Source organism: Glutamicibacter sp. AOP12-B1-11 (genome assembly GCF_052379245.1).
Lineage (GTDB): Bacteria > Actinomycetota > Actinomycetes > Actinomycetales > Micrococcaceae > Glutamicibacter.
Map to the genome: position 1 here is coordinate 34,812 of NZ_JBQSYL010000012.1, position 13,649 is coordinate 48,460.

Genomic DNA, 13,649 nt, shown 5'->3' on the forward strand with positions numbered 1-13,649 from the left:
TAGCTCCTATTGGTTTGGTAGTCGGATTGGCATGAGCAAATAGCGGCTACTTCCATCCCCTGGCTCTATCGTCAACGGCTTCGGGCCCGCCGGCGAAAGCTTCACCTGATCTGTGTCGATGGATCGTAGAACGGTCAGGAAGAAGCTTGGGTTCACTGCGAGAATGAACTCTTCATAAGAGTCCGTCTCAACGGCGACGGTTGATGTTCCATCGCTACCGCCAGCGTCGAGCATGATCATTGAATCTTTTGCGGTGAGGCGCACAGGTGTATTTCGTTCAGCCATAACGCTCACCGCGTCAACGGCGGCTATCAGCTCTTTGCGGTCGATGGTGTGAGTGTCGGTGCTGGCGTTGGTGAAGAGTGCCCGAACCTTTGGGTAGTCGCCGCTCAGTAGGCTAATGCTGCTTGTGTACGCTCCGGAGGTGACGCCGATCCGTGATGCTTCGCCGTCGTCCATGCTGATTTGCAGGGTGGTGTGGCCAGCGATGGTTTTGGATATGGTTTTGAGCCAGTCCGTTGAGACCGTGACGGCCACTTTCATTTCAGCGGACGGTTCCCAGTCGGTGTAGTCCGTGCCGATCTTGTACCGGTCGGTGGCCATGCCGTCGATCCGCTCCCCTAGTTCGAGATGGATACTTTTCAATACGGGCAGCGCTTCGTCGGTGGATGCACAACCTTCGAGCGCATGGATTAGCGTGGAGAAGTCGCTCCCGTCGATTGAACCGATTTCTTCGGGGTTGCCGTTGAGGTTCTTCGGGTATTCATCCGCGGGCATGATCGGCATTTCGAACTTCATTGAGCCTTGGGATAGGTAGGCTCGGTCTGATTCCACGCGAACGATGACGCTCTTTTTGGATTTGAACTTGTTCACTACCTGGCCGAGCATCTGGGCGTAAAGGAGCGCGCAACCTTCCTGTTCAATGTCTGCTGAAACGGACACCCGAGAGAAGCGCAGGTAGTCAGATCCGCTGGCTTGCAGCTGATCTGACCGGGCTTCAAGGTAGACGGCGCTCATGATGGGAGATGTGGGGCGTGCAGCGATGGCTGTTTGTGCGAACCGTACGGCTTCTTTGAGGTCTGCGGGGTCAATGCTGAGCTTCATTGTCTTGTCCTATTCGTGGTCGATGGTGGGAACGATGAGCGAGATTTCTAGTCCGGTTTGGGTTATGTCGTGGTCGATGGTGACGCTGAAATGTTTGCCGGATTCGCTCGGTCGCAGTTGGTGGCCAGCCAGTTTGAGTTTGAAGATTGCTGATTGCCGTTGTGCTTCGTTTTTGAAGTAGAGGCAGACATGCAAGGGCACGTCTTGGTATTCGCGCCCTGGTAGTTCGTCGGCTTCGAGAATGGCGGCAAGCTTGCGGAGTGCGTCGGCTTGCTGTTGAGGGTTGGTCATCGTCGGGTTCCTTTTAGGTAGATGGGGCGGCCTTGGTAGCCGATACCGTTGCGGTCGCTCATGGCCCGTCCGATGGCTTGTTCGGCTACTGGGTCGCGGTAGAGTGCGCGCCCAGATTTTTGTTTCTGTTCTGCCCTGGAGTGGCACTTGCAGGATGCAGACCGGCAGAACATGTGCGGTGCTCTGCCTTTGCAAAGTGAGCAGCATGGCGGGGTGTCGGTCGTCATTTGGTCACCATGCGCACTTTCTGGCGGCGTTTGTCTTTGTTGTGCAGGTTTGCCAGTCGAGCTTGTCTTGGAATGCTTTAGCGCTCCGAAGATTTTCTTCATGGGATGGCCGCGGCGTGATGACTTTCCGCTTAGTTGGCACGTTAGTTCGCCTCCAAGATGTGTTCGTTGATGAGGTCTGGCCGGAAGCTGAACCAATCGGCTATGAGCACGTTGTGTTCGTCGTAGACGGTCACGTAAGGCATTTCTGCCGGGGTGTTGAGTTCTTCTGCTCTGGCTCGGATCGCGGCGGCTAGAGGCTCGTTCTCTTTGGTCGATGCGTCGATGGTCGCGTATGGGATTTTCGCGTCATCGAGCTTGCGTTTGGTGATCCGGCACTTCTGGCATGAGGTGGTGGTGAATACAGTTACGTTCATTTGGCGTTCATTCTTTCTTGTCGTTTACGAGACATGTATGCGCGATTTCTTGCGCGATGACACTCCAGGCATCGCCTATAAGTAGTCGTTCTTGTCTTGGTTATCCGGGTGTTTTCTGGGGTGAAAAGGTGACCGTGAGCGCACTCATCTCGGCGAGCGAATTCGGCAGTTGGGCCCACCCCGCGGAGTACGTTTTCTTTGATCGTCACCGGTTCAAGATGCGATGGATTCACGCAGTTTCTAACTCGACATAGATGGTCAAGCACAAGTCCTTGCGGTATCTCGCCCACTAGCTGCTCGTAGGCCAAGCGGTGCACTCTTAGGCAGGTGCCGTTGCTGCCGATAATCCCGTATCCGTCCAGGAGTGCTCCGGTCCAAAGCCAACAGGATTCGGTCACCTGTACCGATTTCCAAAGTCTTCCAAGAAGCGCTTTCAAAATAAGTTCCTTTGGGAATGGGTTGGGGCTGGCATTCGTAGTGAATGCCAGCCCCGTTTTGGGTAAAGAAAAACCGCCTCAGTGGGCGGTTAGTGGCTTAGTGGAAGCCGTGGCGCTTTCGGAACGCTTCGTGTTCCTGGTCAGCTTGCCGGCTGAATCGGACAACGGCGCGTCGTGCAATGGCACCGAGGGTCAAAGCGATGACTGCCCATAGGATGATTAGCCCGGCGACAACGCCGCCGATAGCGAAGATGATGTTGATATCCATTTTGGTTTTGCCTTTCGGGCATAAGAAAAGCCGATCTGATTAGACCGGCTTGGTTTGGCTGCTAAGTGCTTAGAATGGTGGTTCGTCTGTGCCTGGGTTGCCCCAACCGCCGCCACCCTGCTGTGGCTGACTTTGCGCGGGGTTACTGCCAGTGCTCCAAGGGTCATTGCTTGGCGCGTTCCAGCCTCCACCCTGCTGTGGCTGCTGTTGCGAGTTGGCCTGAGAGTTGTTGAAGCCGCCACCATTGCCTCGGCCCGCAGCGCCTTCGCCGTTGCCCCGCTGAGTGCGCATGACCTTAGCTGATGCGAATCGGAGTGACGGGCCAATTTCGTCAACTTCCAACTCCATGACCGTGCGCCGCTCGCCTTCCTTCGTATCGTAAGAGCGCGAACGTAGCCGCCCCTGAGCAATGACTCGCATGCCCTTGGTGAGCGTTTCGGCAACGTTCTCCGCGGCCTCACGCCACACGCTAGAACGTAGGAATAGTGCTTCCCCGTCCTTCCATTCGTTCGATTGCCGGTCGAACGTGCGCGGTGTCGATGCGATAGTGAAGTTTGCGACCGCCGCGCCGGCTGGCGTGAACCGCAATTCTGGATCCGCGGTCAGATTGCCAATGACTGTGATTACCGTTTCGCCGGCCATTTATTTCGCTCCTCCTAGTTCGTCGATGTATTCCATGATGTGTGCCGGCGCGCCCTGCTCATTCAGCCACGCCTTATATGCCGGGAGTTGCCCCTCGGTGGCCGCTTTCTCTGCATTGGCCTGAATGTCAGCGGGCACTTCTAGGGGCTGCTGGGCTGGCGCTTCGAGCTTCTGCACTGTGAACGGCTTGCGCTTGTGTCGCGCCACGTTCAATTTCTCCGTGAATGCCGATTCGATATGAGACATGGCAGAAATCTGGATACCGCCCACAGCTTCGCCTCCCCACGTAACCTCAGGGTCTCGGTAGAGCGTGATCCAGCGCCCTGCATACGCGTCACCGTCAACACCCCACGCCCTATCGTGAGTCAACAGCCGTAGCGCAGTCTTGGACGGCTTCCACGGCCTCCCCTGATGCCCTACAAGGTGCACCCAAATAGGCTGATCGACTCGCCCTTTGTCTTCGACGCGTTCAATCTGAAAGGTTTGTGGGCCGCCGATAAGATCGATCGCGTTCAGCTGGTCAGATTTTGCTTGGATTGCGTGCGATAAGTCCATGATTACTTCTCCTTTCCGAAGACGATTTGCTTGTCTTCTAGTTCTTCGAGTTGCCAGTAAGCCCAGTCGGGAAGCCGTGTTGTGGTGTGGTTCGGGTATCCTGGCCAGTTGCCTGACTCCGCGCATTCTTTGTAGATGCGTGATCCGCGATCAATCATCTGCTGCCCGAAGTCAAGCGCGTCCTCATCCAGCTCAGTGACGGAGACGAGATAGGGTGCGGTCTTTTCGACATTGACGAAAACGAACGGCAGTTTCTCGCCACCATTCACCGCTTGCACACCGTTTCGGTAATGGGCGGCTGACACGAAGTAGCCGTAGTTGAATGCGGTTTTGCCGAAGTCATCCGGGTTAGCGTCCACGGTGGTTTTCAAGTCCACGATCATGTTCGGGTGCAGAGCATCTGGGCGGCACTTGAACTTCATCCCGTCTTCTTCCCAGAAGAACGAGCGCTCCGGGATGTGGCCGGTGAACAGCTTCGAAGCCACAGGGTGATCCATGACTGATTTGTGCATGGCCTGCACTTCCACCCATTCCTTGGCGAGCAATGGTTGCTTGTTTTCCGCGATTGCTGCGGCTTTAGCTTCCTTCGCTGCTTTGGTGGTGTAATTCGGATATTCGAGTACCACGATGTTTGTGGTGTCGCCTTCCAGAATTAGGGAGTGCGCGGCGGTGCCGATGTTCCATGCATCCTTGAATACGTGATTCTCGGATTCATGCTTGTAGTGCGCCGGGGTTTTGAGTGCCAAGGTTTTCAGCGAGGTCGAGCCGAACCATTCCTTAGCCCCGTGATACTCGGCGTTGGTCATTCCGTCGTAGTCGTGGTTGGGCTTGATAACTCTTGGCACCGGTTTCGCCGTAACCTGGGTTGGCTTCGGTTCGGTAAACGTCTTGGATACGACTACGGGCGGTGTCTCCGCTTTCGGGGTGACCGCCCGTGCACCTGTCTTGATGATCATTTAGACCAGCTCGCCTTCTGCGAAGAAATACTCTTCCTCGCCCTTGTCTTCCTTGACCAATTCGATGAACACTTGGAAATTGGTTGCTTCGGCCATGGACTGCAGAATCTCCATGCCTTCCATATCGAGCACGTTGCCGTCACGAATGACGATGACGCGAATCTCTGGGTTGGTCGCCATGATCATCGCGCAGGACACGATCAGCTGTTCGCGACCTGATGCGCGGGAGAATGGCACGCCTTGGTACAGCACTCCTTCGTCATCGAAGGTGAGTCCTTCGATTGGCATTTCAGCTTGTGCGAGCCCGTCAGTTTTACGCTGGTCGAGCGCCTTGATCTGCTCGGTGAGGCCTTCGTACTGTGCGCGCAGTTCAAGTTTCCGTTGTGCTTGTTCGCGTACCTGGTTGTTCGCCCTGATAGCGGCGTTGGCATCCTCAGAGGTGTCGATCTGCACTCGCAAAGCGTCGAGGTCTGCGGAGAAGTCCGACATGTGCCCCAGAGACTCGGTGACGTTTGCCAGATGCTCTCGCGCCGCCGCTAACTGGCGTTCCAAATCCTGAACTTTAGACTGCGATTCGTTCAGGTCGGTTAGGTACTTATTGCGTTCCTGCTGGGCAGACTCAAGCTTTCGATATTCGCCGAGCAGTTCGGAAACGCTGGTTTCCTCGGCTGGGATGTTCGGGTCAGCGACTGGATCGCCGATAGCCTTACCCTGCTGACCAACAGCGAGCCGTTGCGCTTCCAAGCTCTTGCGTTCGGCATCCAGCTCGGCGGGCTTGAACGGCAGATCAACGATGCTCAGTAACGCTTGAAGCTGTTCCTTATCCCCCAGGCTGATGAACTTGCGTCCGTCGATGCCAAGCGAGCTGATACGTGCATCAAGATCTCGTTGACCGAACTTGTTACCGGCAGCATCCAAACCCTTGAGCGTGGTTCCCGATGGGGTGTACCCGCGGATCAGCGTCGAGCCGTCCGACAGTTTGATATCGATGGTTGCTTTGCCGTGGCCGTCCTTGATGGGGCGCTTGATGTTGCGCCCGTTGTGGCCGGTCAGTGCGGCTTCGAGTCCGTCATTGGTGGAGGTCTTTCCGGCACCGTTCTTGCCCGCGAGGACGATCAAGTTGCCGGATGGTTCAATCTTGGCGTAGCTGACTTTCTGAAAGTTCTTGAGAGTCGCTTCGGTGATCTGGGTACTCATGGTTTGTTCTCCTTGTTTTCGGTTTCGGGTATAGAAAAAGCCCCGCCTAATTTGGTGGGGCCGTGTCGTGTTTCGTGTGCGAGTCCGGTCATTCTCGCTTTTTCGAACCGGTTGTGCGCCGTGGCGGCTAGATGGTCGTAAACCTCAGCTTTCGCCTCGGCGCGGGCCTCGGACAGCCAGCGGTCAAAAGCTTCTGCTGAGTAAAACTGTTCATCGCTAACTCCGGGTGCCGGGTCAGTCCAGGCGGAACGTATCTGTTCGGTGGTCGGCGTATCGGGCACGTATTCCCCGCCGTGATATGCAGCCTCGTGCTTCTCATTAGCGCCCATTGGTTGGTTCCTCGTCTGCGTAGGGGTTGGTTTCGCACTCGTGGTCTTTGTCGAGTGCGCCGGATGCGCAAATTTCTCCCGCGTCGTAGCCGGCTTGCCATGCTTCGTAAGCGACGTAGCGGAGGTAGTCGAACCCTCGTTCGTGGTGGAGATTGGCCTGCTCACGCAACCATTCGGCGGGTTCTTCGATGATGGATTCCCAGTTGTCAATAACCGCTTGCCGTCCCGACTCTCCCTCCACGTGTGCGGCGCATTCGGCAATGCCGTGCGCTGTTTCGCATTCCTCCATCAGTTCAGCAAGTCCAACGATGACCGCGGCTTCCCGCTCCTGCATGCGCTTTTCCAGCACCTCGGCAACATGGGCGTAGTGTTTCAAGTAAGCGTCCGGCATGTCATTGGTTGCCCAACCGCATTTGCAGATCTGGCGCGCAGTAATGAACGAGAGGGTACGTTCATGCGCCACCAGGATTTCTTGGATGGTCACGGCTTCGCCTCCGGGCGGTGCAGGACGATGGCCGGGAGGTATCGCGCCATGATCGAGTTGGGGTAAGCGGCACCGTCGCCGGGCTGTTGCCAGGTCTTGTCCGTGCCATTGATGGAACTGAGCTCGAAGGGAACTGGCCTATCGAGGGGGCGCATCGTGAACATAGCAACAGTATTGAACGGCAACGCATCCAATTCCTCCACGCCGTTCAATACCGGCTGGGCGTTGGCGAGGTACGTTTCGATGATCGGCTTAGCGTTCTTCCAATGCAGGCCAAACGTCGCGGACTTTTCTTTCATCCAGCGTTCGGTCACTTCGATCGCGTCCGGGTTTAGCGGGGGCTGGTTAGTCATGGTCGCTCCTATCGTGGGTGTAAGCATCTGGGCAATCGGTGTACATGCAGATTTCACTCACTTCTCTGCCCTCATTCCTCGGGCGCGGCGGGCAACAGCGAGCCAACTCTGCTTTGATTTGCCAGGTTCCTTATCCCAGCTATCAATTGGGAGCGCGTCTCTGCCTTCCCAGAATGCGTTGAAGAAGAACAGCGCTTCGGCTTCCAGTTCGGCTTGCTCCTTGGCTTCGGCGGTCACCTCTTCATCTGAGAGGTATTCAAGCGCCTTTTCGGCTTGATGCGCGCTCATGACGTGGTGCGAGTTGGATGCCACCGACTCGCCACAAATGCACTTGTACGCCAAGCCGCCGCCAACCGACCGGCAGCGGCGATGCTCGCGCAATACCTTCGCGAGGCCTTCGTTAGTCGTGCTCATTAGTCACGCCCTAAGCGGTCGCTGAGCTCTTCGCCTTGCTCACGAAGCATTTCGATTAGCCCCGCGGGCGCATCGTGAAGATCGGCGCCATATATGCGGACGGCCGCCTGGTTGTTGCTTGCGAGCATTTGAACCAAAGTCTGCGTGCGAATCTCATACGCAACAGCAAGGTTTGACTCGGTGTTTCGGGTCAATTCGGAAAGGATCACCGTATCTTCGGTGATGCCGTTCTGGGCAATGAAGTCCTCATTGATCGTTACCGGGGATGCGATCTGCGGCCCCGCGAAAACGTGCGGGTTTCCTGGAAGATTCGCGCTCATGATTAGTTCTCCTTCTGGTGATTTTTCTTGCAAATGTTGTCGATCAAATCGAGCTGGAACCGGGTTAGTTCGCGCTGCTCTCGACGGTGCGCGCTGAGGGATGACTGGCAAAGTACGCAACCGGCATGCCCCGCACCCTTCGCCAAGCATCGGTAGCACTGACCGCGCCACGGTGGAATGATCCGCGTCAACCATCCGTCATAGTCCACTTGGCACGGCGCACAACGGCTCACTGCGGGCCGTCTTTCATGAACGTGATCCAGTGCGTATTCATGGCTTTGCCGGACATGTGCCCTATGAGTGGCTTCTGGTCAGTGAGCGCGAGAATTTCGCGAACCTTGATCTGCGTTTCGTTCCATTTGAAGATCAACACGCCGGACGGTTGAAGCACGCGGAAGCATTCAGCGAACGCGGCGCGCAAATCGTCCTGCCATGTCTCTTTCGTAAGTCGTCCATACTTTGCCGCCAGCCACGAATTAGGGCCAGCGTTCACAAGGTGCGGCGGGTCGAATACGACAACCCGAAACGATTCATCCGGGAACGGAAGGTCACGAAAATCTGTGTAGGCATCCGGGTTGATATTGAGCGCCCGCCCGTCACAAAGAACGTGTTCTTCGCTCCGAATATCACCGAAAAGCACGCGGTCATCTTCGGGATCGAAATAGAACATCCGGCTGCCTGATGCCGGGTCAAGAACTGGCGGTAAGCTCATAGCGCGCCCCCGATCATCGTTAGGCCGAGGATCGCGCCGACCAAAGCGCCGTAGCATGCGAGCGCGCCGCCAACCGTGAGAACTAAAACCCATGCCCACGCCTCCGGGGTCATCTGCTCCGTGTCGCTCATGCGTCTGCCCTTTCCTTCCGTGGCTCCCAAAGGATCAACCGCCCACCATTACGTGACTTCGTGCGCGACTTGCCATAGCTAACTTCGACCAATGAAAATTCGCTGATAGCGCGACGCATGGCCGCGCCGTACCAATTTGAATGCCTCGGCGAAGTGGCCAGGCGCTTACGAACGTCATCATTCGAAAACGGCTGCCCCTCCCCCACAAGCTCGGCAACAGTTCCCGCATGAGCTTCGAAAAAATCCTCTTTCGAAGTCTCAAAAAGCATCGGAACCGGCAAGCCCTTCACGCTAACCATTGAGGGTCTTCTTATACTTCATGGCCCTAAGCTCAGCCTTCACATGAGCGCGGGCACGACGCTTAGCGTTCTCAACGCACCGCGAAAAGAGGCGATGCCGGAAAACCCAGTTCGTGCCCTTGTGATCCTCGGCGACGTAGAAACGCATGCCAGCATCGACTAGGAACAATTCGAAAACTTCGTGATGCCGGGTCGGCCTGACGCTCACACGGGCGGTTCTCATATCACCGTGCACCACATAATCAAGCTTCGGTTCGGGCGGGGCTAGAATGGACATGTTGTGTTTTCCTTTCGAGGGATGCAAAAGGCCACCAGTTCGCACCTGGTGGCCTTGATTATTTGGGTAGGGTGTATGTGTGGATACAATCGCTCTGCTCATCTCGGCACTATCCCTCGGCGTAGCATTCGCAGCCGTAATATTTGCCGTCTGCTCCTCACGCTCGTCTGACAAGCTCGCCCAAAAGGCCATCGAGAAGGCGAACACTGCGAACCAGCTCAGCACGGACGCGAACATCATCGCCGAAGACAGTAAGCGCATCGCAATAGATTCCCGCGAAATAGGCAAAGAAGCGCTGACGGTCGCACAACGGGCCGATCTGCGCCAAAGCGACACGAGCAACATTCACTGGGAATGCGACTGGGAAGAGCCAGGCATCTACGTCATAACCAACAGGGGAGACGACGAAGCGCGGGACGTTCGAATCATCCTGACAGTCGATGAGGAAAAGATCCGCTCCGACCATAAAACGATCCCCGGCGGCAGCAACGTCAAGATCGAATGTCCGCAAGCCCGAGCCACCTACCTCCGGGAGATACGCGCTCATCGGGCGAAGATACGGGATTATCAAACCAACCCCCTCCGGAACCGCATGTACATCTCCGAGCCGACCACGTTCGAGTACCAGCTCCACAGCATCCACGAAAGGATCGACTGGTCCACTCAAGCGGGAAACGCGAGAGTGCACGATGAAAGCTACCCGATGGGCTATCTCGGAGATTTCGACTAGGCTCATACTTGCTCCTTATTGGGTAAACGAAAGGCCACTAGTTAGAGCTAGTGGCCTTACTTATTGGGGTTGGTCTCTAGCTGAACTAGACGCACGGAAGTCCGCAACCGATGCCAGCTTCCCGCTCGTAAAAGCAGTTCGGGCAGATGATCCAGCGGACTTCCCGATCATCGGCGGGAGGGCTCTTGTTGGTCTCTGTGGTGTGCACGATCTCGCTCATGCAGCCATCAACCTTCTCTCTACTGACCTATGGTGATCGCACTCTTTCGGGTCCATCAAGTGCGCTACAGCCGTTTCGCCGGTCGGATCAGTGAACTCGCGCTGGTAAGCAAGCGCCAAGAACTCAGCAACTTCAACCGCTTTGTCGGCGCGATCGTTGAACGCACGCTCAAGCCGGCGTGCAGTTTTCTTCATCTCTGAAAACGTCGAACTAACGCCGTTGATCGCGTTATAACGAGCAAGTTCAGTGAGGAAGCCCGGCTTCGGGTTGTTTTTGGGCATGACAAATAGTCCTTTACTTTCCGCAAACAACACGGAAGGGAGGGTTCGAAAGATACTGCGGGATGTTTGCCCAGAATCGGGCGGGGGTGCCGGCTACTTCACAGCGGGTCGTTCGGTGGTGCTAGTTAGTCTGGCTTCTCGGTTGGAAGGCTTAGCAGCCAGTCTTTGAGGTCTTCGGCGAGGATGACGCATTTTGAGTTTGCGTACCTGCCGATGATGTTTCCATCTGCCATATGGTTCTGGATAGTTCGGACGCTGTACCCGGTGGCTTCTGCTGATTCCTGCAAGCTATAAGAAAGCTTGTCCTTTTTGATCAGCGATTCCTTGGCGGTCATGCTGCTTGAACCTCTTCGCTTACTTCGTAAATCTCGAAGGCTTCGCCGAGGCCGAGACCGAAGGTAGTGCAAAGTGCGGCCATGAACTTAGCCGATGGCTGGTCTCCGCTTTTGATTCGGTCAATAGTTGCTCGGCTAACGTTGAGTAGTCGAGCCATTGCGTCATCGGAGGTAAGCCCCGAGAACTTTCGAAGGCGGTCTAGGAGTCCTTCTTTTATTCGAATCTGTTCGCTCATGTCTAAAACCCTTAAGTTGTAGCGTTTTTGTTTGCCGATGTATCGAGTGTGGCACAGTTTCTAGCGATATTGCAACACTGTAACTCGAATCCGCTACAGCTAGTGTTCGAATAATGATTCATCGTTTCGCGCTGATATGCGTCAATAGGGTTGCATATGTAGCAAAAATGCAACATAATTAATTTCATGGACACCAACATCTCAGAATGGCTTGAGCGCAAAACCGGCGACACTAAGCGTCAGATGGCGTTGAAGCTCGGACAGACACCGAGCACGTTCAACCGCAACATCGAATCAGCCGAAGTAATTGTGGCCGTATGCCGTGCCTACGGAATCAACCCCGTACAAGGACTCATCGAAGCCCAGATAGTTCAGGCCTTCGAGGTGGATGCCGCATCGGCTGATACCGACTTGCGGAATGCATCCGAAGTATCACTTTTAGAAGAAGTTCTTCGACGCGCAGTAGGAAGAACCAACATCTCAGAAATACCAAAGCTTCAACTACTCGATGATGACCCCGACTACTCTCAAATGTCCGACGAGGATGTTAGAAAGAATCGGTACGACCTTGCAGCTAAAGAAGCTGACCCCAACATAGGATTTGACGATCTACCTCACGAACCTTGAGCAGCTAGCCCACGAAATGGGGGTGCGAGTACGCATGGCTCCACCCCCAGGCACCATGTGGGGAATCTACGAACACAAGCGCCGGCTGATCACTCTTCGGCCGCGCATGGGCCACGCGCAATTAGTCACTACGCTGGCCCACGAGCTCGGGCACGCTCATTACGGGCACACAGGCCATCAGCCTAAAACGGAGCGCCTAGCGGACAAATGGGCCGCAAGGCATTTGCTTACTGTGGATCTCATCAAAGAGCACTCTCGGGCAAGCATGGAAGCGCCAGCCATCGCAGCCAGCCTTGGAGTCCTGCCGACAGTGGTAAGAACGTTCCTCAATACACTGACTTTTGCGGAAAGCGTTGACCTCATGAACTACGCTGCCGAGCTCCACGCATAAAAAAAGACCCTTGCCAGATCCGAAGATCAGGCAAGGGTCTTGTTGAGTCTACTTATTGATGATCGTGTTCAATGCTTCCAGCGCTTTACGGGCCTGTTCAGGGTTGCTACGCGTCTTGTACGAGCGGGTCATATCAGCCTTGGAGTGTCCTACGATCTGCTGAATGATCGCTTCCTCAATGCCAGCGTCGTAGAGCAGGTCAATCACCGTGTGGCGAGCGCCGTGCAACGTGGAGCCAAGAGGAATTTTGGCATCCCCTAGCAGCGTGTGCCATTCGCGGCCAATCGCATCAGGGGCGCACGGCGTGCCGGCCTTGCGGGTGAATATGAGCCCTTCGCCCCTGTCTTGCATATGAAGCTTTAGGACTGAGCGCAAAGGCTCGACCAACGGCAGGATGCGCCAGCCGGAAGATGACTTAGGGCGGGTTAGATAGAAGTTGCCACCGAGGGGGCGCACCTCGTAATCTTCCTTGGCCTTATCAACATGTTCTTTCTTGAATGACTGCAACTGCCATGACGCATCGAGCAGGTTCTTCTCGAAGTCGATGCGGTCAGCTTCAATTCCTAGCACTTCTCCACGGCGCAAGCCGGTCAGTAAGTAAGTTGCCCACATAGCACCCATTGGGTGAGTTGCTATATAGGCGAGCAGCCGTTTAATTTCCGGCACACTCAAAGCGACGGCTTCGGTCGCCACTTCTCCAACTTTCGGAGCGCCGGACAGTTTCGCGGCGTTTACCAGCGCGTGTCCGTCATTTATCGCGGCATCAAGAACTTTGGCAAGTGTGCTGTGGGTATTGCGCATTGTGCCTATGCCGAGCTTCTTGTAATCGCCCACCCATTCGCGCTCGTGCTTCTCGCGCAGATCTTTGTCTACGGGTAGCTCTGCCATTCGCGCATGAAAGTCTCGTACATGCCGCGGAGTGAGCTTGCTGAGCTTTTGGCGACCAAGCAACGGGTCTATGTAGTTTCGTATGTTTTTCTCATAGTTTCGATACGTTCCAGGCGTTGCGTTTTTGGCAATGACTTTATCAAGCCAGTACGCAGTCCACTCTTTGACCGTGTATCCGGTGGTTGGCACGTCGCCATACACAGCTACGGACTTCTTGAGTTCGTTGAGCTGGTCGAGTGCGGCTTTCTTACTTTTCCGTCTGATGACTTTGCGCCGACGCTTTTCATCGAGTCCTTGTGGCAGCTCTACTACGGCTGTCCATAGTCCGTTTGAGTCTTTGTATAGACCGCCGTCGCCTTTACTGCGAGCCATTGAATAACCCCTTATGTCCGTGTGTAGCCTTACTGTAGCCATGCACACGGACAATTAGGGCTTTCTGTGCAGGAAAGACCCCGCAAAAACCCCAGAATCACGCGGTTTTTAGCCGCGTGATCCGTGCGGTCTGAATTTTGCTTTAAGTCAGACACAG

General features: G+C 55.4%; 24 protein-coding genes. 3 read left to right on the top strand and 21 right to left on the bottom strand.

What is annotated here, in order from left to right; all coding sequences use genetic code 11:
• Nucleotides 1-6: 6 nt before the first annotated feature.
• The 17 genes from dnaN to ACT3UQ_RS08965 form a co-directional block, all read right to left on the bottom strand.
• On the bottom strand, nt 7-1,104 hold the full coding sequence (gene dnaN, locus ACT3UQ_RS08885; protein WP_444636990.1) for a DNA polymerase III subunit beta: 1,098 nt from the start codon (nt 1,102-1,104) through the stop codon (nt 7-9).
• Between the two features lie 9 nt (nt 1,105-1,113).
• The gene (locus ACT3UQ_RS08890; protein ID WP_444636991.1) at nt 1,114-1,395 is read right to left on the bottom strand and encodes a hypothetical protein; all 282 of its coding nucleotides are present in this window, start codon (nt 1,393-1,395) and stop codon (nt 1,114-1,116) included.
• A gap of 370 nt (nt 1,396-1,765) precedes the next feature.
• On the bottom strand, nt 1,766-2,038 hold the full coding sequence (locus ACT3UQ_RS08895; RefSeq protein ID WP_096284052.1) for a glutaredoxin domain-containing protein: 273 nt from the start codon (nt 2,036-2,038) through the stop codon (nt 1,766-1,768).
• Nucleotides 2,035-2,436, bottom strand: a complete 402-nt coding sequence (locus ACT3UQ_RS08900) for an HNH endonuclease signature motif containing protein (protein WP_444637038.1) — start codon at nt 2,434-2,436, stop codon at nt 2,035-2,037. The genes ACT3UQ_RS08895 and ACT3UQ_RS08900 overlap by 4 nt, the downstream gene beginning before the upstream one ends.
• 136 nt (nt 2,437-2,572) lie before the next feature.
• The gene (locus ACT3UQ_RS08905) at nt 2,573-2,743 is read right to left on the bottom strand and encodes a hypothetical protein (RefSeq protein WP_444636992.1); all 171 of its coding nucleotides are present in this window, start codon (nt 2,741-2,743) and stop codon (nt 2,573-2,575) included.
• 69 nt (nt 2,744-2,812) lie between these two features.
• On the bottom strand, nt 2,813-3,385 hold the full coding sequence (locus ACT3UQ_RS08910) for a single-stranded DNA-binding protein (RefSeq protein ID WP_444636993.1): 573 nt from the start codon (nt 3,383-3,385) through the stop codon (nt 2,813-2,815).
• The gene (locus ACT3UQ_RS08915) at nt 3,386-3,940 is read right to left on the bottom strand and encodes a hypothetical protein (protein ID WP_444636994.1); all 555 of its coding nucleotides are present in this window, start codon (nt 3,938-3,940) and stop codon (nt 3,386-3,388) included.
• A gap of 2 nt (nt 3,941-3,942) precedes the next feature.
• Nucleotides 3,943-4,896: a PD-(D/E)XK nuclease-like domain-containing protein gene (locus ACT3UQ_RS08920; RefSeq protein WP_444636995.1), complete on the bottom strand. Its 954-nt coding sequence runs from the start codon at nt 4,894-4,896 to the stop codon at nt 3,943-3,945.
• The gene (locus tag ACT3UQ_RS08925; RefSeq protein ID WP_444636996.1) at nt 4,897-6,093 is read right to left on the bottom strand and encodes an AAA family ATPase; all 1,197 of its coding nucleotides are present in this window, start codon (nt 6,091-6,093) and stop codon (nt 4,897-4,899) included.
• Nucleotides 6,090-6,422 carry a hypothetical protein gene (locus tag ACT3UQ_RS08930; RefSeq protein ID WP_444636997.1) on the bottom strand — a complete coding sequence of 111 codons (333 nt, stop codon included), beginning with the start codon at nt 6,420-6,422 and terminating at the stop codon, nt 6,090-6,092. The genes ACT3UQ_RS08925 and ACT3UQ_RS08930 overlap by 4 nt, the downstream gene beginning before the upstream one ends.
• Nucleotides 6,412-6,906, bottom strand: coding sequence for a hypothetical protein (locus ACT3UQ_RS08935; protein ID WP_444636998.1), 495 nt, complete (start codon nt 6,904-6,906; stop codon nt 6,412-6,414). Before ACT3UQ_RS08935 ends, ACT3UQ_RS08930 begins: the two co-directional genes overlap by 11 nt.
• A complete protein-coding gene (locus ACT3UQ_RS08940) occupies nt 6,903-7,259 on the bottom strand; it encodes a hypothetical protein (RefSeq protein WP_444636999.1) in 357 nt (118 codons plus the stop codon). The genes ACT3UQ_RS08935 and ACT3UQ_RS08940 overlap by 4 nt, the downstream gene beginning before the upstream one ends.
• A 57-nt stretch (nt 7,260-7,316) precedes the next feature.
• Nucleotides 7,317-7,673: a hypothetical protein gene (locus tag ACT3UQ_RS08945; protein ID WP_444637000.1), complete on the bottom strand. Its 357-nt coding sequence runs from the start codon at nt 7,671-7,673 to the stop codon at nt 7,317-7,319.
• Nucleotides 7,673-7,993 (bottom strand): hypothetical protein, encoded by a 321-nt coding sequence (locus ACT3UQ_RS08950; RefSeq protein WP_444637001.1) that lies wholly within the window; start codon nt 7,991-7,993, stop codon nt 7,673-7,675. Before ACT3UQ_RS08950 ends, ACT3UQ_RS08945 begins: the two co-directional genes overlap by 1 nt.
• Before the next feature lie 229 nt (nt 7,994-8,222).
• Complete coding sequence (locus tag ACT3UQ_RS08955) at nt 8,223-8,705, bottom strand: SAM-dependent methyltransferase (RefSeq protein ID WP_444637002.1); 483 nt, start codon at nt 8,703-8,705, stop codon at nt 8,223-8,225.
• Complete coding sequence (locus ACT3UQ_RS08960) at nt 8,702-8,836, bottom strand: hypothetical protein (RefSeq protein WP_444637003.1); 135 nt, start codon at nt 8,834-8,836, stop codon at nt 8,702-8,704. The genes ACT3UQ_RS08955 and ACT3UQ_RS08960 overlap by 4 nt, the downstream gene beginning before the upstream one ends.
• Nucleotides 8,837-9,127: 291 nt before the next feature.
• A complete protein-coding gene (locus ACT3UQ_RS08965; RefSeq protein ID WP_444637004.1) occupies nt 9,128-9,412 on the bottom strand; it encodes a hypothetical protein in 285 nt (94 codons plus the stop codon).
• Between the two features lie 79 nt (nt 9,413-9,491).
• Here ACT3UQ_RS08965 and ACT3UQ_RS08970 point away from each other — a divergent pair, with 79 nt between their 5' ends.
• A complete protein-coding gene (locus tag ACT3UQ_RS08970) occupies nt 9,492-10,142 on the top strand; it encodes a hypothetical protein (RefSeq protein WP_444637005.1) in 651 nt (216 codons plus the stop codon).
• Between the two features lie 216 nt (nt 10,143-10,358).
• On the opposite strand, the gene ACT3UQ_RS08975 is transcribed toward ACT3UQ_RS08970, so the two are convergent.
• The 3 genes from ACT3UQ_RS08975 to ACT3UQ_RS08985 all read right to left on the bottom strand — a co-directional run bounded on the left by ACT3UQ_RS08975 (nt 10,359) and on the right by ACT3UQ_RS08985 (nt 11,214).
• Nucleotides 10,359-10,643, bottom strand: a complete 285-nt coding sequence (locus ACT3UQ_RS08975) for a hypothetical protein (RefSeq protein ID WP_444637006.1) — start codon at nt 10,641-10,643, stop codon at nt 10,359-10,361.
• A 125-nt stretch (nt 10,644-10,768) separates the two neighbouring features.
• The gene (locus ACT3UQ_RS08980; RefSeq protein ID WP_444637007.1) at nt 10,769-10,978 is read right to left on the bottom strand and encodes a hypothetical protein; all 210 of its coding nucleotides are present in this window, start codon (nt 10,976-10,978) and stop codon (nt 10,769-10,771) included.
• Nucleotides 10,975-11,214: a helix-turn-helix domain-containing protein gene (locus ACT3UQ_RS08985; RefSeq protein WP_444637008.1), complete on the bottom strand. Its 240-nt coding sequence runs from the start codon at nt 11,212-11,214 to the stop codon at nt 10,975-10,977. The genes ACT3UQ_RS08980 and ACT3UQ_RS08985 overlap by 4 nt, the downstream gene beginning before the upstream one ends.
• 186 nt (nt 11,215-11,400) lie before the next feature.
• Between ACT3UQ_RS08985 and ACT3UQ_RS08990 the strand changes: the two genes are divergently transcribed.
• Nucleotides 11,401-11,841, top strand: a complete 441-nt coding sequence (locus tag ACT3UQ_RS08990; RefSeq protein WP_444637009.1) for a hypothetical protein — start codon at nt 11,401-11,403, stop codon at nt 11,839-11,841.
• Nucleotides 11,842-11,857: 16 nt separating this feature from the next.
• Complete coding sequence (locus ACT3UQ_RS08995) at nt 11,858-12,232, top strand: ImmA/IrrE family metallo-endopeptidase (RefSeq protein WP_444637039.1); 375 nt, start codon at nt 11,858-11,860, stop codon at nt 12,230-12,232.
• A gap of 48 nt (nt 12,233-12,280) precedes the next feature.
• On the opposite strand, the gene ACT3UQ_RS09000 is transcribed toward ACT3UQ_RS08995, so the two are convergent.
• Nucleotides 12,281-13,492: a tyrosine-type recombinase/integrase gene (locus ACT3UQ_RS09000; RefSeq protein WP_444637010.1), complete on the bottom strand. Its 1,212-nt coding sequence runs from the start codon at nt 13,490-13,492 to the stop codon at nt 12,281-12,283.
• Between the last annotated feature and the right edge of the window lie 157 nt (nt 13,493-13,649).